Raw genomic sequence first — 19,091 nt, 5'->3', positions numbered from 1 at the left:
GTGTTTGTGTGTATACACACAAAAGGGTTGCCGCGTCCGCGCTCGACGGCGACTCCGACGGCAATCCTCCGGAGAGTCGCCACGTTCAAGCGCGCCGGCCGAGTTGAGCCGACAACGATGACACGAAGCGTCTGGCTCAAGGCCGACGACAGCGTCGGCGACTGGGAGACACGGAAGCGACGGATCACGACCGGGCTCGAAGCCGGCGTCGACTGGGTACTCGTCGACGAGGCCGACGTCGAGCGCGTCCGAGCGCTGGGCGAGATTTCCGTCGCGGCGTTCCGAACCGACTCGGGGACCGCGCTCATCGACGACGTCGAGACGAGCGGAGGCGCCGAAGGCGGCGACGAAGACGGTGACGGCGGCGAGGATACCGTGAGCGCCGCGGAGTTCGGCGACGACGCGCAGACGGCGGACGCACCGACGGCCGCCGAGGCCACGGCGGACGCCTACATCGTCGGCAAAGACGGCGAGGGCGACGGGAGCGTCGACCTCCCCGCGGACTTCTCGGGCTCTGCGGACCTCACGACACTGCGCCGCGAGGACGACCGCGCGCAGGGCGCGTACGTCCGAATCCTCTCGAAGGAGTACGAGGCGCTCGCGGAGGAAGCGGCCGCGGAGGCCGAGTACACGATCGTCGTCGGCGAGGACTGGACGATCATCCCGCTCGAGAACCTCATCGCGCGCATCGGCGAGGAGACGGACCTGATCGCCGGCGTCACCAGCGCCGAGGAGGCCAAGACCGCCTTCGAGACGCTGGAAATCGGATCCGACGGCGTGCTGCTCGACTCCGACGACCCCGACGAGATCAGGCGGACCGTCGAGATCCGCGACGAGGTCGAACGCGAGACGCTCGATCTCCAGTGGGCCACCGTCACGGCCGTCGAGCGGACCGGCATCGCTGACCGCGTCTGCGTCGACACGGGCAACCTGATGGAGCACGACGAGGGGATGCTGGTCGGCAGTATGAGCCGCGGGCTCTTCTTCGTCCACGCGGAGACCGCCGAGTCGCCGTACGTCGCCTCGCGGCCGTTCCGCGTCAACGCCGGCGCGGTCCACGCCTACGTCCGGACGCCGGACGGCGGCACGAAGTACCTCTCTGAGCTCAAAAGCGGCGACGAGGTGCAGGTCGTCGACGCCGAGGGGAAGACCCGCGAGGCCGTCGTCGGCCGCGTGAAGATCGAGAAGCGGCCGATGTTCCGCGTCCAGGCGGAGGTCGACGGCGACCGCGTCGAGACGCTGCTGCAGAACGCCGAGACAATCAAGGTCCACACGCGCGAGGGGCGGACCGCCGTGACGGATCTGGACGCCGGCGACGAGATCCTGCTGTACTACGAGCAGACCGCCCGGCACTTCGGCGAGGCCGTCGAAGAGAGCATCATCGAGAAATAGGTTCGAGGCGCGTCGTTCGAGTTCCCGCCGTCACTCGCCGCGTTCGGCGCCCGTCTTCTCGCCGGGGCGTTCCCACTCCAGTTCGATCGTACACCACGGACAGAAGTCGATCTCGGGGTCGAGCTCGCCGCCGCAGTTCGGACACTGCGGCTCGTCGGTCGTCCGCACGCCAACCGAGGCGAGCCGGTAGGCGTCGAACGTGCTCAAAAGCAGCAGCCCGAAGAGCGGCGCGGTGACAGTCGCCGGCAGCGCCGACGGTTCGAGCGCCGCGACGGACGCGGGGTCGGTGAGAGAGACCGTCGACGGGTCGGCGAACAGCCACAGGAGCACGAGCGCCGCGCCGACGACGAAGGAGAACCACGCGACGGCCCGCCGCCACCGTCGGAGATAGAGGTGTCCCGCGCCGGCGACGCCGAGGCTCGCGCCGAGGACGGCGACGAGTGCCGCAATCATCGCACGACGGGTCCGGGTCATATCCGTGGTCGACGACGCCGGGGTTCTTAAACGTCCGGGAAAAGCAGCAGTCGAAACGCCGTTCGATCAGGCGAGGCCGATCGAATCTTCGGCTTCGAGCAGTTCGTGATAGCGGTTTCGGATCGTGACCTCGGAGATGTCGGCGACGTCGCTGACGGCGGCCTGCGTCGTCTTCTCGTTGGTGAGGAGCGCGGCGGCGTACACCGCAGCGGCAGCGAGGCCGACCGGCGACTTCCCGGAGTGAACGCCCTTCTCCTTGGCGTTCTTCAGCAGCTGGCGCGCGCGCAGTTTCGCCTCGTCTGACAGTCCGAGTTCGGAGGCGAAGCGGGGCACGTACTGCTCGGGGTCGGCGGGCTTGACCTCGAGCGAGAGCTCGCGGGCGATGTATCGGTAGGTGCGCGCGACCTCGCTCTTCGGGACACGGGAGACCTCAGAAATCTCATCGAGCGAGCGGGGAACGCCGGCCATCCGCGCGGCGGCGTAGACACAAGAGGTGGCGACGCCCTCGATGGAGCGGCCGGGTAGGAGGTCCTCGTCGAGCGCGCGGCGGTAGATGACTGAGGCGGTCTCGCGGACGTTCTCGGGGAGGCCGAGCGCGGAGGCCATCCGGTCGATCTCGCCGAGCGCCTGCTTGAGGTTGCGCTCCTTCGAGTCTCGGGTCCGGAAGCGCTCGTTCCACTTGCGGAGCCGCTGCATCTTCTGGCGCTGATTCGACGACAGGGAGTTGCCGTAGGCGTCGCGGTCGCGCCAGTCGATGTTGGTCGACAGCCCCTTGTCGTGCATCGTGTTCGTCGTGGGCGCGCCCACGCGGGACTTCTGGTCCTTCTCCTTGGCGTCGAACGCGCGCCACTCGGGGCCGCGGTCGACGGAGTCCTCGGTGATGACCAGCCCGCAGTCGTCACAGATCGTCTCGCCGTGCTCGTCGTCGACGACGACGTTGCCACCGCACTCGGGACAGGCCAGCTCCTCGTCGGTCGAAGTCGACTCGGTCTCTTCTTCTTCCTCGCCAGGGCGAACCCACCGCTGGCCGGCCGAGTCGCCGCCTCGGCCCTCGTTCGTTCGCGACTCGTCTCTCGTTCTCGCGTTCACGCGAGTGTAGGTACTCTTCTCGCTCATCGGGATAGCGACGAATGCCCCGAGCCACAGATACGCGTGAGAGAGGCCCGAAGCGGTCCGTACCCACTCAACCGCCGGATTGTATAAAAGCGGTTCGGAATCGATTGCCCGAACCGCGTACACAGCCCTGAGCCGAGGGATCCGTTGATAACGACCATTACAATTTATATATGCGGTTTGCTCGGACGGGGCACCACCACAACGTACTTGTCAGTCGCCGCACCGGCATCGGGTATGGACGCTTCCGGGAGTGATACCGCGGAAAGACGCGCCGGGGACGGCGGGACGGCAGTCGACCACCCCGAGCGCGTCGTCTCGCTCGCGCCCAGCGCCACCGCGACGCTGTCGGCGATGGGCGCGGGCGACGCGCTCGTTGGCGTGACCGGCCACTGCCCGCTCGATCGACCGGTCGTCGGCGGCTGGCTGAACCCGGACTTCGACCGACTGGCGTCTCTCGACCCGGATCTGGTCTGCACCGCCGACGCCCTCCAGTCGGACATTCGGTCCGACCTCCTCGACCGCGGCTACGACGTCTGCCACGTCGAACCGGACTCCCTCGACGCCGTCGTCGACACGTTCGCGACGCTCGGCCGAGCGGTGGGACGCGCGGACGCCGGCGAACGACTCGCGGCGGAGGCCCGTTCCCGACTCGACGCCGTCCGAGCGCGAGTGACCGCGCGACTCGACGACGCCGCGTCCGATGGCGGTTCCCGACCGGTCGTCTACTGCGAGGAGTGGGGCGACCCCCCGATGGCCGCCGGAAACTGGGTCCCCGAGGCCGTCGAAACGGCCGGCGCGCGGTATCCCTTTTGCGCTCCCGGTGATCGCTCACAGGAGGTGTCCGGCGAACGCGTCGAACGCGCAGACCCGGACCACGTCGTCGTACACCACTGCGGGCACGGGGACCGCGCCGACCCGGGCCTCATCGCAGAACGGGGTTGGGACCTCGACGCGTCGGTGCACGTCCTCGACGACGACCTCCTGAACCAACCGAGCCCGCGGCTCATCGACGGCGTCGAGACGCTGGCTGAGCTGTTCTACGGCGAGTCCGAGTAGGTCGCGTCTCCGTTGCCGATGGCCACCGGCTCCGAGCGTTTATCTAACAAGACCGGACCAGCGGGCGTATGATATGAGCGACGCCCCGCGTCGGGAAGCGGTTGCCTGGCACGTCGACGCGGGGTAGCGTGGCGGTTGCAACTCCCTATGCACTCGATCACACGCCGGCGTGCAGTCGGTCGTCGGCGTGCGCTCAGTCATCGGCGTGCAGTCGGACGACGTTGCAAGCGCGATGATCGACCCCGGCGGTCCCTCGTCGGGGGTGCCAGCTGTTCGCCACAGAGGAGACCGACACACGTAACGTCCGGCCGCGTTCACTCGCGAGTATGCGAATCGCTGTCGGCAGCGGGAACCCCGTGAAGCGGGAGGCGACGGCCCGCGTCTTTGCGGACGCGGCGGTCGTCGCGGAACCGGTTCCGTCGGGCGTCGCCGAGCAACCGATCGGCCACGACGAGACGCGAACGGGCGCGCGAAACAGGGCGGCGGCGACGCTCCGGGCCGGCGAGTACGACCTCGGCGTCGGCATCGAGGGCGGCGTCGCGACGTTCGGAGCCGAGGCGCGTGAGGACGGACGAAAAGCGACCGATTCCGAAGCGCCGTATCTCGTGATGTGGGCGGCCGTCACCGACGGCGACCGCTGGGGAGTCGGCGCCGGGCCGAGCCTTCCCCTCCCGCCGTCAATCGGTGCGCGGATTCGCGGCGGCGAGGAGTTGGGGCCGGTGATGGACGACGTCCTCGACGAGTCGAACGTCGCTCGAAATCGGGGCGCCGCGGGCGCGTTCTCCGAGGGGAAGCTGACGCGGACGGACGCGCTCGCCGCCGCGGTCACCGCGGCGGCGGCGCCGTTTCTGAGCGATCTGTACTGAGTCAGGATCCGTTCAAACGCGGGTTTCGGACGCCGGACTAATCGAGGTTCACCGGCTCCTCGGCCGACTCGCGAACCTCGCGTGACTCCTCGACCGCGGTCGTCAGCGAGACGTTGAGACCGAGCATCGAGGCGTAACCGCCCACGACGGTGATGAGGTTCTTCACGGCGTGATCGAGGACGGCCGCTCCGAGCGCGAGTTCGGCGCCGAGCGGCGTCAGTCCGACCACGAGGAGCGTGAACGCGCCCTCATAGAGGCCCACCCCGCCGGGTGACAGCGGGAGCACCTTCGCGAGGTTGCCGACGCTCACCGCGAAAAAGCTCACCGCGACGAGTTCGACGACCGGCAGGCCCGGTGCGAACGCCGCCAGCACGAGGATCGCGGTCGCGACGTCGAGCGTCCAGATGGCGACGCTCGACGCGCCGACGCGGGCGAAGCCGCCGCGCGTGCCGGCGACCGTCTGGAGGTCGGTGACGAACCGCGCGATGACGCCCGCGACGAAGTCGGCGTAGGAGTCCGTGCTCACGCGGTGAACGAGCGCGGTGACGAGGTCTCGATCGCTCCGCGCCGAGAGGGCAATCCCGCCGACGGCGGCGATCGCGACGAGGCCGACGCCCACCGCCACAGCGACGGCCACGCGTCCCGCTCCCTCCGCCCCGACGACGGTTCGGGCCAGTTCGGCCGTCTGTCCAGTCGCGGTGTACCCGATGAGGACTATCCCGGCCATCGACGCGATGGTCAGGAGGTCGAACACCCGTTCGGCCGCCAGCGACGCGAACCCGGTCGGGTACGGAATGCCGCGGCGCGCCTTCACCACGTACGCACGGATGAAATCGCCGGCTCTGGCGGGAAAGACGAGATTCCCGGTCTGGCTGATAAACACCGCACCCATCAGAAAGTCGACCCGCTCGTGGTAGCCGAGTTCCGCGAGGATGTCGCGGTAGCGGAGCCCCCGAAGCGGCCACGAGAGGACGTACACGAGCGCGGCCGCGCCGACGAGCGCGGGGTCCGCTTCGCGCATCTCCGCGAGCACCGCCCCGAAGTCGATGTACTGCGTCATCAAGGAGAGCGCGAGGACGGCGAGCATCGCCCCGACGGCGAGGTTCACCCGCCGAGAGAGCCGCGGACTGACCGACAGCTGCCACCACGTCCGGAGGATCTGACTCCCCATCCCGAGGACGTCGCGGACGAGGTCGACCTTCGTGTCGCCTTTGGGCGTCCACTCGACGGGGAACTCCGACACCTCGTAGCCGGCGCGCTGGGCCCGGACGAGCATCTCGGTGTCCCAGAACCAGTGTTCGTCCTCGACGTCGGTTCTGAGGTCCTCGAACGCCTCCCGGCTGAACGCCTTGAAGCCGCACTGGTGATCGCGGAGGTTCGATCCGAGGAGCGCCCGGACGAGGCCGTTGTAGATTCGGCTCGGTACGCCGCGTTTCGCCGGCCTGTCTGCGACGTTCTGTGGCATCCACCGCGACCCGGTCGCGACGTCGGCGGATCCGGATCGAACGCGTTCGATGAGCGCCTCGAGGTGCCGCATATCGGTCGCGAGATCCGTGTCGAAGTAGACGAGGACGTCGCCGCGGGCGGCCTCGAACGCGCGTTCGAGCGCGCCGCCGCGGCCAAGTCGCTCCTCGCTGTGGAAGTGACGGACCCGGTTGTCCTCGGCTGCGAGACGGTCTGCGATCTCCGGCGTCCGGTCGTCGCAACCGTCTTCGGCGACGATCACCTCGAATGTCCCGGCGTCGAGAAACGACGCGAGCGTCCGGAGCGTGGTCGCCACTGTCGACTCGATCGTCCGCTCCTCGTTGTACGCCGGAAGGACGACACTCACCGACACACCGGCCGCGACGTCGCCGTTTCCGAGCGGGGAGGCGGCCGTTTCCCTGCCGTCGCGGGGACCATCCATTGGTAGACTGTGCCCGTGCAGCGCGTATGAACTTTCTGCCTCAGTACGCAAGGTCCGACGTTAGGCGACCGTACCTCTCGATCGGGCATAGGTCCCGGATAGCCCCCGCCGAACGCACGAAACCGCAGCACTGCGCGGCGTTAACCGTCCGTACCAAACCCCTCATACGGGAAGCGGCCGTTGTCCTCGTGTATGAGCGCGACCGCCTCCACGACGACCGCACCGGACCTCAGCGAGAAACAACGCCGGATCCTCCGGTACCTCCGCTCGAACGTCGATCAGCGGACCTACTTCAAATCGCGACTGATCGCCGAGGACCTCGGCCTCTCGGCGAAGGAAGTCGGAGCCAATATGCGCGCGCTGCTCGACGGAGAGGTCGGTCTCACCGTCGAGAAGTGGGGGTACTCCTCGGGAACGACGTGGAAAGTGACGCAGTAGCGCTCGGAGGACCTCCGACGGTCTCCGACGACCCAGATGCGACGCAGTCGGCGGTACGGGACAGCTGAGACGTTGGTAAGCGGGTGTGGCGCTCGCCATCGCTCCCCGGCACCCCGCGGAGATACCAGCCGTTATCCGTCCGCGGCGACAACCGGCGGGAGTATGGACGACTCGATTCTGCAGGACCGTCGGCGCTTCCTCGGGGGCCTCGGCGTCGGTGGCGGACTCCTACTGGCGGGGTGTACCGAACAGCTCTCCCCAAGCGACGAGGCGCGTGAACAGGTAGACGAAGGCGGCGACGAGACGGCCAGCGGCGTCGCGGCTATCGCCGCCGTCGATCAAGAGGGGATGCAAGAAGAGCAGGCCCGGTTACGCGAAGAACTGCAGAGCGGGAACCTCTCCCGAGAGGAGGCACAGGAGGAACTCGTTTCTCTGCAGGAGTCGTATCTGAACGAGGCGATGGATGCGCTCAGCGGAACGCTCGAAGCCCAAGAGGGCGTGACCGTCGACGAGGAGTACCGCTCTCTCGGCGCGGTGACCGTCAGCGGCGACGCCGGCGCGATTCTGAGCGTGCTGGACTCCGAGGACGTGAGCGCGTTCGTCGCGAAGGCGGACGTGGAGTCGCGAGTACAGACGCAAGAAACACCGGAGTAGCGCTCGACTGCGGGGGTCGGCGCTTTTTCACGGATCGTATCTGACGAGCGAGTCGGCCTCGTCCGCCAGCGCGACCGCCTCGGGACCGAACGACTCGGCGTACCTGACGACGAGCGTGAGGAGCGTCTCGGGCCGTTCGACCGCGTATCCGCCCTCTCGGGACAGTACCCCCGCCTCGTCGAGTTCGCGGGCGTACCCGCTGACCGTCGCCCGAGAGACGTCGAGCCGTGCGGCGAGATCCGCGCCGCTCGTCCCCGGCGCCCGGAGGAGTTCGACGAGCATCCCGCGCGGCGTCCGTCGGCGCAGATAGCCGAGCGCGGTCTGCTCGAACGTCGAGAACCGACCCGCGGGGAAAAAGCGCTTGTAGTCGCCGTCGCGGCGGAACACGAGCACCTCGTCGTCGACGAGTCTCCCGAGGTGATGCTGTGTCTCGCCCGTCCCGAGACCGAGATCGTCGCGGATCTTCGAGAAGTGCGCGCCCGGCGTCGAGGAGACGTACCCGACGATCGCGTCGCGGGCGTCGCTCGTCGTCTCCGACGCCGCTTCGGCCCCCTCGCTCGCGCCGAGTCCGACGAGCGGCGACGCCGCTCCGAGCGCTGCGAAGCGTCGGAGCGTGGCCCGCTTCTCCTCGTCGATATCTCGATCCGGCATCCTTCGTACCAGTATCGAGGCGGGATTCGGACAAAAGCGCTTCGTTCGCCGGGGTTTACTCTCGCTCGGTCTCGACTTCCGGGTCGCCGTCAGCCTCGGCGGCGGGGTGCTCGCCGTCCGCCTCCGCCCCCGACGGCGGCTGATCGTCCGCATCGGCGACGACATCGTCGGGATCTTTGATGGACGCGGCGTCGGCGGCGTCGGCCTCGTTGACGACCGCGTCGGCGTCCCGGATGTCGGTTCCCGCGCCGCGTTTGATCGCCTCGGCCTCCTGTTCGAGCTCCTCGACGTCCATCTCGGTCGCCTGATCGATCTGGCCGAGAATCTCCTCGATGTCGTCGAGGCCGATGAGTTCGCGCGTCTCCGCGTCGAAGTCGAGGCTCTCCAGACCCGCGGACTCCTGCACGTCGGAGTCCGTCAGCTGCCGGCCGTAGCGCCCGAGGAGGCTCGTGAGCTCCTGCGGGAGCACGAACGTCGTCGACTCGCCCTGCCCGATCGTCTCGAGCGTCTCCATCCCCTTCTCGATGACGGCGCGCTCGCCCATCGATTCGGCGGACTTCGCACGCAGCACCGTCGAGATAGCGTCACCCTGCGCTTCGAGGATCTGACTCTGCTTTTCGCCCTGCGCGCGGATGATGTTCGACTGCTTTTCACCCTCGGCCTGCTCGACGGCGGAGCGCCGTTCCCCCTGCGCCTCGAGGATCATCGCCCGGCGGCGACGCTCCGCTGAGGTCTGTTGCTCCATCGCCTGCTGGACGTCTTGGGAGGGGTTGACCTCGCGGACCTCGACGCTCTCGACGCGCACGCCCCACTCGTCGGTGGGTTCGTCGAGTTCCCGACGGATTCGACCGTTGATCTCCTGACGCTTGTTGAGCGTGTCGTCGAGTTCCATGTCGCCGATGACGGCCCGAAGCGTCGTCTGCGCGAGATTCGAGACGGCGCGCTTGTAGTCGTCGACCTCGAGGAACGCCTTCTTCGCGTCCATCACCTTGATGTAGACGACGGCGTCGGCGGTCACCGGCGAGTTGTCTCGCGTGATCGCCTCCTGGCGGGGCACGTCGAGCGTCTGCGTCCGCATATCGAACGCGTACGTCCGAGAGACGAACGGCGGGATGAAGTTGATCCCCGGTTCCAGCAGTTTCCGGTACTCGCCGAAGACCGTCAGCGCCTTCTTCTCGTAGGCGTCGACGATCTCGACCATCTGATAGACGGTGACGATCGCGAGGAGGAGGACGAGGATCCCGACGGTCGGGATCCCGATTCCTGTCTGTAGCAAGACGGGACCAAGTACCATACAGGGACTTGGCGTGTCGGTCTGATAAGCGTTGGCCTGCGGCGCTGTCGACCGAAGTCGGCGGTGGGCGGCGGCCGGAGTCGGCGGTGGGGGCCCCGCGATCAGGCCGGCTCTGTCCGTCAGGCTCGCTCCGTCTCCGTCTCGCTATCGGGGTCGCCCTCTTGCTCGGTGGTGTCGGCGGAGTCAGCGTCGGCATCGGCGTCGATTCGCCGTTCGGCATTCGTCCCGGTCACCGAATCGTCTTCGGCACGACCCCGTGCGAGTTCCCGGTCGATGTCGTCGTAGGCGGCCGACAGCGACTCCACAGTCACGACGTTGCCGCCGCCGGGGTCGACGACGACGACTTCGCTGCCCTCCGGGATCTCACCGTCGACCGACCGCGCGGCGTAGTAGGGATTGAAGCCGCCCTCGTCGAGTTTGACCTCGCCCTCCGTCGGCGTGACGCGCTCTGTGACGTGTCCCGTGCGCCCGCGGAGGCTCTGTGAATCGCTGGTCCGACCGGAGCCTTTCCCGCCGTACACGTCGAACTCGCGGTAGCCGTAGAGCGCCAGTCCGCCGAAGGCGAGGACGAGCACGCCGAGGAGGACCGGTGAGGCGAGGGGGCCGAGAACGAGCCCGACGAGCCCCGCGGCCAGCAGCGCGACGCCGAGGACGATGAAGTGCGCGCCCGGCGCGAACGCCTCGAGGACGCTGATCCCGAGCCCGGCGGCGACGAGCAAGAGCGGCAGCGTCTCCGGCGGGATCGAGAGCTGTAAGGCGACGACGAGCGCTCGGTCGAGCATACCCGCCGTAGGCGCGGTGGACGATTAAGCGTTGTCACGCGTTCGCAGCGCCGGTCATCGCTCCGCGGGGCCGCCGTGACCGCGGGCCTCCCACCGTCGGGTACCGTCGCCGCGGATCACTCGCGGTCGTGGGCTCTCGCCGCGGATCACTCGCGGTCGGGGACCGTCGCCTCGGGCGTCACCGCGCCGTCTCGGACGAACCGCACCCGAATATCGCCCTCCATCAGAAGCGTCGCACTCTCGGCGTCGCCCGGGACGGTGAAGACGGTCCACACCTCGCGCGTTTCCTCGGGCTCGAACAGCCCGGCGCTCGGGAACCCCGTCACGCCGTCCAGCGGCTGGTGAGCGTAGCGCTCGCCCGCGACCTCGACCGCCAGCGCGGACTGATCGAGCTGCGTCGGGCTCGCCTCAGTGTTCGTCACGTTCATCCTGACGAGGAGGAACGTCTGGCCGTCGGGGGCGTCGTAGGTGGTCCCGTTCACCGTCAGCGACTCGGTCGTTCTCGCGTTCCAGCGGACGTCGAGCGTCGCGTTCGATCCGGCCGTCGACGCCGCCGAGACGTCGGGAGCGTCACCCGCCGTGGACGGGCCGACACCCAGTCCGACCGCCGGCCCGAACGTCGCCCCGAGCACGAACGCGACGACGAGGACGACCGGAACGACCGCGGCCGGCAAGGACCGCGAGGCCACCGACCGAGCGCCAGCCAGTCGGCCGCCCCCGGCGGTCGAGTCGGCCCCGCCGCCCGCCGCGTCGCTGCCGCCGCTGCCGGTCGCTGTGTCACCGCTTCCGCCGCCGTCCGCGCCGGGACCGCCGGCGCTACCACCGCGGCCGAGTTTCGCTCCGACGGCCGCGATCGGACCCGCAATGACCGCGGACACCGACGACGCGGCGCCCGAGAACCGCTCCGGGACCGGATCCTCCGGGATCGGAACGCCGAGGTCCCGAAGCCGCTCGAACGCCGCATCGAGGCGGCTCGTGTTCGTGTACGCGGCCAGTAGGTCCTCGAACCCGCCCTTTTCGACCGTCGTAGCCAGCGTCGATCGGTCAAGGAGGTGAACGCTTCGCTGGGCGGCGATCCGCTGTGCCCCCTCGGCGAACGCGCCCTGCGTCGCCGCGACTGCGACGTCGATTCCGCGCTTTCGGCAGAAGCCGACGAACTGCTTGAGGTGCCGCTCGGTGACCGTCGAGGAGGTCGTCGGGAAGACGTAGATGATGCCGCGCTTCCCGTCGCCGCGCTTGCCGACGACGAAGTGCGTCTCGTCGGCGCGCTCCTTGACGGTGACCTCCCAGCCGCGCTCGCGCCACAGGTCGGCGAGGAACGAGACGAACTCGTCGGGTTCGAGCTCGGGGATCACGCGGAATCACCCCGCCGCGCGAGAAGCGCGCTCGCGCCGAGGAGCGCCGCCACCGCGACCCCCGGCGACAGCGGGAGGCTCGATTGCGAGGCGCCGGCGGGGGCGAGCGGGGTCCGCGTCACCACCGGATACGACGTCGCCGTCGGCGTCGACGTCGCCGTCGACGTCTGCGTGGCCGTGCTCGTCTCGGTGGGTGCCGGCGGGAACTCGATCACCGCGCTGTCGACGACGACGCTGCCGTTCGCGACGTACGACGACGAGTCGGGATCGTAGGGGGGAGTACCGTCGTCTGCGGCGCCCTCATCGTCCGACGCCTGTCCGGGGCGGACCAGTTCGGCCCTGAGCGGCTGCGTCTCGAACACCGGCGTTTCGAGCTCCGCGCTCACGGCCTCGTGCTGCCCCGGCGGGAGGTAGTCACTCCGCCCGACGGGGTCGCCGGCGGCGTCTTCGAGTCGGACGAACCCGCCCTCGGGGATCTCGGCGCTCGCGATCTCGACGGTCGTTCCGTTCACCGTCTGGTTCTCGATCCGGACGCTCGGGTCCGGCGCGACGAGATACACCGTCTGGACGGTCTGGTCGCGGTGGTTTCGGACCCACAGCGTGGCGTTCGTGCCGCGGGAGACCGACGAGAGGTCGAACGACGCCTCGAAGTCGCCATCGTCGCCGACGGTCGTCTCGCGTAACTGGAGGAACGCGTTCGGGTCCGGCGAGCGGAGCCGGACCTCAAGGTCCGTGTTGGGGGCGCGGTTCGTCGACCCCGCCACGGCGAACGCGCCGTCGTCCCACGGGTAGTGGACGGAGTCGTTGACCGTCGACAGCGACACGGACTGCCGTTCCAGTTGGAACGTCGTCGTCGCGACCGTCTCCGAGGACTCCGAGAGGCCGCTCTCGTCGGTGAGCGTCAGCGACGCGCGGTACCGGTTCCGCTCGGAGCGGGACTCCAGACCGACGCCCGTGGTGTTCCAGACGACGTAGAGCTCGTCGTTCTCGAAGTTCGGCAGTACCGTGACGTTCGCCGTGTCGGTCGCGACGTACTCGCTGGGTTCGTGATTCGGCCCGGGGTCCGTCTGCGTGAAGTTGACTTTGAGGCCGTTGGCGGCGGCGCTCCCAGTGAGGTCGCTCGCGTTCAGCGCCGTCTCCAGACCGCTCTCTTCGATGTGGACAACGGCGTAATCTCCCCGGGCGACGGTCGACCCGGCGGTCATCGACTCCTCCAGCGGGCCGACGCTTGCATCGCCCTCCTCGCCCCCGCCGACGTGTTCCTCCGGCTCGAACGCGCCGGGGGCGCGGGAGGAGTCCGCGGCGAAGTCTCCGCGCGGTTCGACGGTGAGCGTCCCGATGTCGCGCTCGACGTCGTCGATGTCGACCCGGAGCAGGTAGTCTTCGGGCTCCATCGGCTCCTCGAGCGGCGCGGAGTGCAGCGTGGCGGAACCACCCTCGATGAATTCGTTCGGGTCCGCCGCGGTCGTCGCCCGGGTGTCGAGGACGACCTCGGTGGAGCCGCTGCCGCCAAGGGAGACGGTGACGTGGAAGCCGTATTCGGGGCCGCCGATCGTCAGCGTCGCGGGGTCGGAGTGCGAGACGGTGATCGTCACCTCGTCGCCCCGCTCGACGCTCACGTTCGCTTCGCCGAACGACGCCGACGCGTCGTCGACCTGCGGGAGGGCGTCGTCGTCGAGTTCGCCGCCGTCGAGCGCCCGGGCGTGACCGTCCGGCGCGGCGCCGAGCCCCGCGGCGGGAGTCGCACCGCTGAGGAGGAGGGCGAGAACCGACGCGAGGGCGAGGAAGGTAGACACGTTGGACATCGGCGAGACGGTTGTCTCTCTCCGCTACCCGCCGTCTCACATAAAACGCTGCGGTCAAAGCATCAGAACTGATAACCGACGGACGGGAGGACGCGCTCTCCGTCGGGCTCGTCGAACCGGGCCACGACCGGCTGGGCGGGTCCCAGTCAGCGAACCGCCGGCAGGATCGAGGCCGCGAGGAGCGCGATGGTTCCGAGCGCGCCGAGCAGGACGAACAGGGCGTTCTCCAGCGAGGGCGACTCGGGCTCGATCGGCGCTCGCGGCAGGCGGAACCGCTCGTCCTCGGCCACGGCCGCAGCCCCGTCTCGGTCGTCGACGGCGGTGGCGGCCGCCACGTCGGATTGCCCCGTACCGGCGGCTGTGTCGTCGGGTCCACGATCTTCCCAACTGTCTGTGGGACGCTCGTCCGCGCCGTCGGCGGGCGCGTCTCCCCGTGCATCGGCGGGCGGATCGGTCATTGGGAACCGTACGCGCGCCGAGGAAAAAGGCTTGCCGCTCGCGGGGCCGGCGCCCGTGGGCCGCTACTGGCTCTCGACGTCGCGGCGGCGGTGGCTGAGGAGATTCCCCTCGTAGACGACGCCGCGTTCGGCGTGTAGCGTCAGCGTCGTGCCGGGCGAGAGCCGGCGGGGGAGCGGCGCGCCGGAGATCATCGGGATCCCGAGCTCGCGGGCGACCAGCGCGGGGTAGCCGGTCATCCCCGGCCGCGCGTCGACGATCCCCGCCAGCTTGGCCGCCTCGCCGTCGAACTCCCCCTCGAAGCCCGCCGGCAGCGACAGGATCGCGCCGTCGGGGACCGCCGAGAGGTCGCCGTCGTCGCTGATCGCGAGCGGGCCGGCGACGCGACCGCCGACGACCTTCCGGCCGGTCGCGACCGCCTCCGCGGCGACGTGGAGTTTCAGCATGTTCGTCGTGTTCGTCCCCTCGAGTTCGGTCATCATCCCCGAGAGGACGACGAGCGTGTCGCCCGAACTGGCGACGTCGGCGTCGAGAGCGGCGTCGACGGCGTCTTCCATCATCTCGTCGATCCCCTCGCGGTACGACGAGAACTTCGGGATGACGCCCCACGAGAGCGCGAGCTGGCGGCGGACGCGGTCGGTCGGCGTCGTCGCGACGACCGGGACGCCGGGGCGGAACTTCGCGGTCTTGCGCGCGGTGTAGCCCGACTCCGAGGCGGCGACGATGGCGCTCGCACCGACGTCGCGGGCGAGGTACCGCGCCGAGCGGGCGAGCGCCTCCGTCCGGGAGTCCTCGTCGGGCGTCGGGATCCGCTGCTCTCGCACCTCGGCGTACTCGGCGCTGGCCTCGATCTGCCTGACGATCCGGTCCATCGTCCGGACGACGCGCACGGGGTCGTCACCGACTGCCGTCTCGCCCGAGAGCATCACGGCGTCGGTGCCGTCGAGGACGGCGTTCGCGACGTCCGAGGCCTCCGCGCGGGTCGGGCGGCGGGCGTGGACCATCGAATCGAGCATCTCGGTCGCCGTGATGACCGGCGTCCCCGTCGCGTGGCACTTGCGGATCGTGCGCTTCTGGATGATCGGAACGTCCTCGAGCGGCATCTCGACGCCGAGGTCGCCGCGGGCGACCATCACCCCGTAGGCGGCGTCGATGATCTCGTCGAGGTTCTCGACCGCGCCGGCCCGCTCGATCTTCGCGACGACCGGGAGGTCCGCGCCGAGTTCGTCGAGCGCGTCGCTGATGGTGTAGACGTCCTCCGCCGAGCGGACGAACGAGGCCGCGACGAAGTCCGCCTCGGTCTCGGCGGCGACGGCCAGCTCCGTCCGATCGCTCTCGGTGATGAGGTCGATGTCGAGGTCGACGCCGGGGAGGTTCACCCCCTTTCGGCCCCCCAACGTCCCGCCGGAGTCGACGCGCGCGACGACGGCGTCGCCCTCGATCCGGTCCACGGTGGCTTCGATCCGCCCGTCGTCGAGGAGGATCGTGTCCCCGGGTTCGGCCGCCGCGATCGAATAGGAGAGACCGACGGTCTCGGCGGTCGCCGCATCGCCCTCGACGAACCGGACCTCGCTGTCGGTCGGAAGGTGGATCGGCTCCTCCAGCGGCGCGGTCCTGACCTCCGGGCCCTGAAGGTCGACCATCGCCGCCAGCGGTTGTTCTACCGTCTCGTCGACCCGACGAATCCGCTCGATTACCTCGCGTCGTCCCGCCGGCGTCCCGTGGCTCGCGTTGAGCCGCGCGACGCTCATCCCCGCCTCGGCGAGGTCCCGAATCGTCGACTCCTCGTCCGACGCGGGCCCGAGCGTACAGACGATCTTGGCCTTTCGCATACCACTGACTACAGGCGAACGGGGTAAAAAATACCCGACGGCGGACTACAACCGTGGTAAAAATTCCGGGCGATACGACGCTCGGCGGCGCCTCGTGGTCCGGGTATCGCCGTGGGCCGGTCCGCACGGGAGCGTTCGGACAACCGCCGGACGCGTCGGGGTGGCGGCGCGCTCGCGGGCGCTACCGGATTTTCGTTCCGGGCTTGGCGTCGCCGTGCGTGGTGAGGAGATCGGCCTCCTCGCCCGCCGCGAGCAGCATCCCGTTGGACTCGACGCCGAACAGTTCCGCTTTCTCGAGGTTGGCGACGACGACGATCTTCGTTCCCGGCAGCGACTCGACGTCGTGGAGCTGTTTGATGCCGGCGACGATCTGCCGCTCTTCGAGGCCGATGTCGACGGTCAGCTTCGCGAGTTTGTCCGCGCCCTCGACGCCCTCGGCGGCGACGACCTCGCCGACGCGGATGTCGAGGTCTTGGAAGTCATCGAAGCCGATGCGCTCGTCGGCGAGCGGTTCGAGGTCCGCGGCCGGTCCCGCGTCCGACGAGTCGCCGTCGGCGCCTGCGCCGGCGTCCTCGCTCTCGTCTGCGCCGTCGTCAGCAGTCGCCTCGGCGACGCGCGCTTCGAGCTTCTCGTTCAGCTCCTCGACGCGCTCTTCGGGGATCTTCTCGAACAGTTCGGTCGGCTCGTCGAAGGACCCCGCTGGGGCCTCGAGCGCCGCTTCGACGCCGACAGCGTGGACGTCACCGTCCTCCCCGAGGTCGTCCCAGATGTTCTCGGCCGCCTCGGGCGTGACCGGCTCGAAGAGCACGGCGACCGCCTTCGCGATCTGGACGCAGTCGCGGATGACCCGCGCCTTCGCCGGGTCGTCGTCGTCGAGCTTCCACGGCTCGTTGCGCTGGATGTACTCGTTGCCGAACTGCGCGAGTCGGACCGCGCTCTCGCCGACCTCGCGGACGGAGTACTCGTTGACCCCGGCCTCGAACGCCTCGATCGCCTCGTCGATCCGGTCGCCGACGTCCTCGGAGAGATCGACGTCGGGCGCGCCCCCGAACTCCCGGGCGGCGAAGAGCAGCGAGCGGTAGACGAAGTTGCCGACGGTCCCGACGAGCTCGTTGTTCACGCGCTCGCGGAAGCGCCCCCACGAGAAGTCGACGTCCTGTTGGAAGCCGCCGTTCGTCGCGAGATAGTACCGCAGGAGGTCCGGCCGGAAGCCCTCCTCGAGGTACTCGTCGGCCCAGACCGCCCGGTCCCGCGAGGTCGAAAAGCCCTTGCCCTCGAGCGTGATGAACCCCGAGGCCATCACCGCGCGCGGCTCGGCGTAGCCGGCGGCGCGAAGCATCGCCGGCCAGAAGACGGTGTGGTGCTGGATGATGTCGCGACCGATGATGTGGACGATCTCGCCGCCCGATCCGGCGTCGCGCTCGTCGTCCTCGTCGCTCCCGTCGATCGCCCGCCAGGCCTCCTCCCAGTCGAAGACGTCGGCCCCGACGCGGTCTGTGTACTGCTTCGTCGAGGAGATGTACTCGATCGGCGCGTCGACCCAGACGTAGAGGACGAGGTCGTCGTCGCCGGGGTAATCGACCCCCCAGTCCATATCGCGGGTGATACACCAGTCCTGCAGTTCTCCCTCGATCCACTCGCGGGGCTGATTCTGCGCGTTCGAGGTCCCCTCGAGCCGATCGATGAACGCCGCGAGGTACTCCTGCAGGTCCGAGACGGCGAAGAACTTGTGCTCGCGCTCGCGGTACTCGGCGGGGTTGCCCGTGATCGTCGAGACGGGGTCTTCGATCTCGCCGGGTTCGAGGTGGCGGCCACAGCCCTCGTCACACTCGTCCCCGCGGGCGTGCTCGCCGCAGTACGGGCAGGTCCCCTCGACGAACCGGTCGGGGAGCCACTGGTCGGCGTCGGGGTCGTAGGCGACGGGGATCTCCTTCTCGTAGACGTACCCCTCCGCCTCGAGAGTCCGAACGATCTCCTGTGTCGTCTCGACGTTGGTCTCGTCGTCGGTGTGGCCGTAGTTGTCGAAGTCGACGTCGAACTTCGGGAACGTCTCCTCGTACTGCTCGTGGTGTCGAAGCGCGAACTCCTCGGGGGTGACGCCCTCCTCGGCCGCGTTGACCGCGACGGGCGTCCCGTGCATGTCCGACCCGGAGACGAACGCGGTCCGCTGTCCGAGTCGCTTCAGCGCGCGGCTGTAGATGTCGCCGCCGACGTACGTCCGGAGGTGACCGATGTGCAGGTCGCCGTTGGCGTACGGCAGCCCGCAGGTCACCACCGCCGGCCGTTCGGTGGGGAAGTCCTCGTGGCTCATAGGGGGTAGTCTCGGCGGCGGCACCAAAATCCCGCTGATTCGGCGCCGGCGCCGGGGCGGTATCGCCGCGGTCGCTCACGCCCCCCGAGCAGTCCTCAGACGATGGACAACAGCGTCCCCACGCCGACGACGGTGACGACCAGTCGACCGATGCTGCCGAGGAACGTCGCGGCCGCGAACTTCACGTAGTCCTCCTCGAGGACGGCGAAGGCGTAAATAGAGATCGTGTCGGGGAAGAACGGGACCGAGAGCGCGGCGGCGAGCCCCGCGTAGCCCCACTTCTGTGCGACGTCGACGGTGCGCCGCTCGGACCACTCGATCACGTCGAACCGGGAGTTCCGAAGCAACCGAACGACGGGTCCGGCCTCCTTGGCCTCCTGACCGATGTGGAATGCAAAGACGCTCCCGGCGGCTTTGCCGACTCCGCTCACGAGCATAATGATCGCCAGGCGGCCGGTCTCCGAGAGGCCGAGGTTCAGCGGTGCGAGGAGGACGACCTCGCTCACGCCGGGGAGCGCGAAGGCGATGAGAAACGAGTAGACGAAGATGATCGACAGCCCGGCCCAGCCGGTGGCCGTCTCCACCGCCCGCGAGAGCCAGCCGAAGTCGGGGAGGAGGTCGCCGGCGACGGCGGGGCCGACGGTCCCGGCCGCCTGTGCGATCGGATCGAGAGCGAGCCATCCCCCCGCGGCTGCGAGTGACA

General features: G+C 69.2%; 17 protein-coding genes. 5 read left to right on the top strand and 12 right to left on the bottom strand.

Annotation, left to right across the window (positions count from 1 at the left end; genetic code table 11):
- Positions 1 to 117 precede the first annotated feature (117 nt).
- Positions 118 to 1,392: a 3-dehydroquinate synthase II gene (locus tag ACT3HL_RS07885; protein ID WP_445086276.1), complete on the top strand. Its 1,275-nt coding sequence runs from the start codon at positions 118 to 120 to the stop codon at positions 1,390 to 1,392.
- Positions 1,393 to 1,422: 30 nt separating this feature from the next.
- On the opposite strand, the gene ACT3HL_RS07880 is transcribed toward ACT3HL_RS07885, so the two are convergent.
- Positions 1,423 to 1,866 (bottom strand): DUF7575 domain-containing protein, encoded by a 444-nt coding sequence (locus ACT3HL_RS07880; protein ID WP_445086275.1) that lies wholly within the window; start codon positions 1,864 to 1,866, stop codon positions 1,423 to 1,425.
- 66 nt (positions 1,867 to 1,932) lie between these two features.
- A complete protein-coding gene (locus tag ACT3HL_RS07875; protein WP_445086274.1) occupies positions 1,933 to 2,982 on the bottom strand; it encodes a transcription initiation factor IIB in 1,050 nt (349 codons plus the stop codon).
- A 234-nt stretch (positions 2,983 to 3,216) separates the two neighbouring features.
- Between ACT3HL_RS07875 and ACT3HL_RS07870 the strand changes: the two genes are divergently transcribed.
- Together ACT3HL_RS07870 and ACT3HL_RS07865 are read left to right on the top strand one after the other, a co-directional pair.
- A complete protein-coding gene (locus ACT3HL_RS07870) occupies positions 3,217 to 4,038 on the top strand; it encodes a helical backbone metal receptor (RefSeq protein ID WP_445086273.1) in 822 nt (273 codons plus the stop codon).
- A gap of 326 nt (positions 4,039 to 4,364) precedes the next feature.
- Positions 4,365 to 4,904 carry a DUF84 family protein gene (locus ACT3HL_RS07865; protein WP_445086272.1) on the top strand — a complete coding sequence of 180 codons (540 nt, stop codon included), beginning with the start codon at positions 4,365 to 4,367 and terminating at the stop codon, positions 4,902 to 4,904.
- Between the two features lie 37 nt (positions 4,905 to 4,941).
- On the opposite strand, the gene ACT3HL_RS07860 is transcribed toward ACT3HL_RS07865, so the two are convergent.
- Positions 4,942 to 6,810 (bottom strand): flippase-like domain-containing protein, encoded by a 1,869-nt coding sequence (locus tag ACT3HL_RS07860; RefSeq protein WP_445086271.1) that lies wholly within the window; start codon positions 6,808 to 6,810, stop codon positions 4,942 to 4,944.
- A gap of 192 nt (positions 6,811 to 7,002) precedes the next feature.
- Between ACT3HL_RS07860 and ACT3HL_RS07855 the strand changes: the two genes are divergently transcribed.
- Positions 7,003 to 7,248: a DUF7123 family protein gene (locus ACT3HL_RS07855; RefSeq protein ID WP_445086270.1), complete on the top strand. Its 246-nt coding sequence runs from the start codon at positions 7,003 to 7,005 to the stop codon at positions 7,246 to 7,248.
- 162 nt (positions 7,249 to 7,410) lie between these two features.
- On the top strand, positions 7,411 to 7,902 hold the full coding sequence (locus ACT3HL_RS07850; RefSeq protein ID WP_445086269.1) for a twin-arginine translocation signal domain-containing protein: 492 nt from the start codon (positions 7,411 to 7,413) through the stop codon (positions 7,900 to 7,902).
- A gap of 27 nt (positions 7,903 to 7,929) precedes the next feature.
- On the opposite strand, the gene ACT3HL_RS07845 is transcribed toward ACT3HL_RS07850, so the two are convergent.
- From ACT3HL_RS07845 to ACT3HL_RS07805, 9 genes are all read right to left on the bottom strand, one after another.
- Complete coding sequence (locus tag ACT3HL_RS07845) at positions 7,930 to 8,553, bottom strand: winged helix-turn-helix transcriptional regulator (RefSeq protein ID WP_445086268.1); 624 nt, start codon at positions 8,551 to 8,553, stop codon at positions 7,930 to 7,932.
- Between the two features lie 55 nt (positions 8,554 to 8,608).
- On the bottom strand, positions 8,609 to 9,847 hold the full coding sequence (locus tag ACT3HL_RS07840) for an SPFH domain-containing protein (RefSeq protein WP_445086267.1): 1,239 nt from the start codon (positions 9,845 to 9,847) through the stop codon (positions 8,609 to 8,611).
- Positions 9,848 to 9,966: 119 nt separating this feature from the next.
- Positions 9,967 to 10,629 (bottom strand): NfeD family protein, encoded by a 663-nt coding sequence (locus ACT3HL_RS07835; RefSeq protein WP_445086266.1) that lies wholly within the window; start codon positions 10,627 to 10,629, stop codon positions 9,967 to 9,969.
- A 146-nt stretch (positions 10,630 to 10,775) separates the two neighbouring features.
- A complete protein-coding gene (locus tag ACT3HL_RS07830) occupies positions 10,776 to 11,984 on the bottom strand; it encodes a restriction endonuclease (RefSeq protein WP_445086265.1) in 1,209 nt (402 codons plus the stop codon).
- Positions 11,981 to 13,789, bottom strand: coding sequence for a DUF7282 domain-containing protein (locus ACT3HL_RS07825; RefSeq protein ID WP_445086264.1), 1,809 nt, complete (start codon positions 13,787 to 13,789; stop codon positions 11,981 to 11,983). The genes ACT3HL_RS07830 and ACT3HL_RS07825 overlap by 4 nt, the downstream gene beginning before the upstream one ends.
- A gap of 146 nt (positions 13,790 to 13,935) precedes the next feature.
- Positions 13,936 to 14,247: a DUF7312 domain-containing protein gene (locus tag ACT3HL_RS07820; protein ID WP_445086263.1), complete on the bottom strand. Its 312-nt coding sequence runs from the start codon at positions 14,245 to 14,247 to the stop codon at positions 13,936 to 13,938.
- 63 nt (positions 14,248 to 14,310) lie between these two features.
- Positions 14,311 to 16,077 (bottom strand): pyruvate kinase, encoded by a 1,767-nt coding sequence (pyk, locus tag ACT3HL_RS07815; RefSeq protein ID WP_445086262.1) that lies wholly within the window; start codon positions 16,075 to 16,077, stop codon positions 14,311 to 14,313.
- 181 nt (positions 16,078 to 16,258) lie between these two features.
- Positions 16,259 to 18,388 carry a methionine--tRNA ligase gene (gene metG / locus ACT3HL_RS07810; RefSeq protein WP_445086261.1) on the bottom strand — a complete coding sequence of 710 codons (2,130 nt, stop codon included), beginning with the start codon at positions 18,386 to 18,388 and terminating at the stop codon, positions 16,259 to 16,261.
- 95 nt (positions 18,389 to 18,483) lie between these two features.
- Complete coding sequence (locus ACT3HL_RS07805) at positions 18,484 to 19,050, bottom strand: VTT domain-containing protein (protein WP_445086498.1); 567 nt, start codon at positions 19,048 to 19,050, stop codon at positions 18,484 to 18,486.
- Positions 19,051 to 19,091 lie beyond the last annotated feature (41 nt).

The sequence above is a fragment of the Halobellus sp. GM3 genome (assembly GCF_052545375.1).
This window is presented reverse-complemented; position numbering and strand designations above follow the sequence as displayed.

Bases quoted from the DNA above. Each gene is read 5' to 3' on its own strand.
- ACT3HL_RS07885 (WP_445086276.1), top strand. From the start codon at position 118: ATGACACGAAGCGTCTGGCTCAAGGCCGACGACAGCGTCGGCGACTGG.
- ACT3HL_RS07880 (WP_445086275.1), bottom strand. From the start codon at position 1,866: ATGACCCGGACCCGTCGTGCGATGATTGCGGCACTCGTCGCCGTCCTC.
- ACT3HL_RS07875 (WP_445086274.1), bottom strand. From the start codon at position 2,982: ATGAGCGAGAAGAGTACCTACACTCGCGTGAACGCGAGAACGAGAGAC.
- ACT3HL_RS07870 (WP_445086273.1), top strand. From the start codon at position 3,217: ATGGACGCTTCCGGGAGTGATACCGCGGAAAGACGCGCCGGGGACGGC.
- ACT3HL_RS07865 (WP_445086272.1), top strand. From the start codon at position 4,365: ATGCGAATCGCTGTCGGCAGCGGGAACCCCGTGAAGCGGGAGGCGACG.
- ACT3HL_RS07860 (WP_445086271.1), bottom strand. From the start codon at position 6,810: ATGGATGGTCCCCGCGACGGCAGGGAAACGGCCGCCTCCCCGCTCGGA.
- ACT3HL_RS07855 (WP_445086270.1), top strand. From the start codon at position 7,003: ATGAGCGCGACCGCCTCCACGACGACCGCACCGGACCTCAGCGAGAAA.
- ACT3HL_RS07850 (WP_445086269.1), top strand. From the start codon at position 7,411: ATGGACGACTCGATTCTGCAGGACCGTCGGCGCTTCCTCGGGGGCCTC.
- ACT3HL_RS07845 (WP_445086268.1), bottom strand. From the start codon at position 8,553: ATGCCGGATCGAGATATCGACGAGGAGAAGCGGGCCACGCTCCGACGC.
- ACT3HL_RS07840 (WP_445086267.1), bottom strand. From the start codon at position 9,847: ATGGTACTTGGTCCCGTCTTGCTACAGACAGGAATCGGGATCCCGACC.
- ACT3HL_RS07835 (WP_445086266.1), bottom strand. From the start codon at position 10,629: ATGCTCGACCGAGCGCTCGTCGTCGCCTTACAGCTCTCGATCCCGCCG.
- ACT3HL_RS07825 (WP_445086264.1), bottom strand. From the start codon at position 13,789: ATGTCCAACGTGTCTACCTTCCTCGCCCTCGCGTCGGTTCTCGCCCTC.
- ACT3HL_RS07820 (WP_445086263.1), bottom strand. From the start codon at position 14,247: ATGACCGATCCGCCCGCCGATGCACGGGGAGACGCGCCCGCCGACGGC.
- pyk (WP_445086262.1), bottom strand. From the start codon at position 16,077: ATGCGAAAGGCCAAGATCGTCTGTACGCTCGGGCCCGCGTCGGACGAG.
- metG (WP_445086261.1), bottom strand. From the start codon at position 18,388: ATGAGCCACGAGGACTTCCCCACCGAACGGCCGGCGGTGGTGACCTGC.